The sequence below is a fragment of the Pararcticibacter amylolyticus genome (assembly GCF_003130405.1).
Lineage (GTDB): Bacteria > Bacteroidota > Bacteroidia > Sphingobacteriales > Sphingobacteriaceae > Arcticibacter > Arcticibacter amylolyticus.
Window position 1 is genome coordinate 1 of the sequence record NZ_QEAS01000129.1, and the last position, 344, is coordinate 344.

The 344-nt window shown below is 56.4% G+C and carries 1 pseudogene; it reads left to right on the plus strand.

The features are described 5' to 3' along the window. Positions 1–344, plus strand: a pseudogene (locus DDR33_RS26345) (hypothetical protein); the annotation flags it as partial.

Sequence of the window (344 nt, forward strand, 5' to 3'; positions counted from 1 at the left end):
TACGAATATAACGAGCTCGGGCAGGTGGTGGACAAGAAACTGCATTCCACCAACAGCGGTTCCAGCTACCTGCAGTCGGTCGACTACCGCTATAACATCCGGGGCCAGCTGACCTCCATTAACAACAGCAGCCTGACGGCTGACGACCGCAACGAGGAGAGCAATGATGTGTTCGGTATGGAGGTCCTTTACGACCAGCAGGAAGCCGCCATCGGCAACAGCCCCTATTATAACGGGATGATCTCGGCCGTCAAATGGAAGGCCAAAGACCCCCAGGGGGGCAGTCCCAAAGAGCGGAGCTACCGTTTTGAGTACGACAACCTTCAGCGGCTGAAGAACGCCCT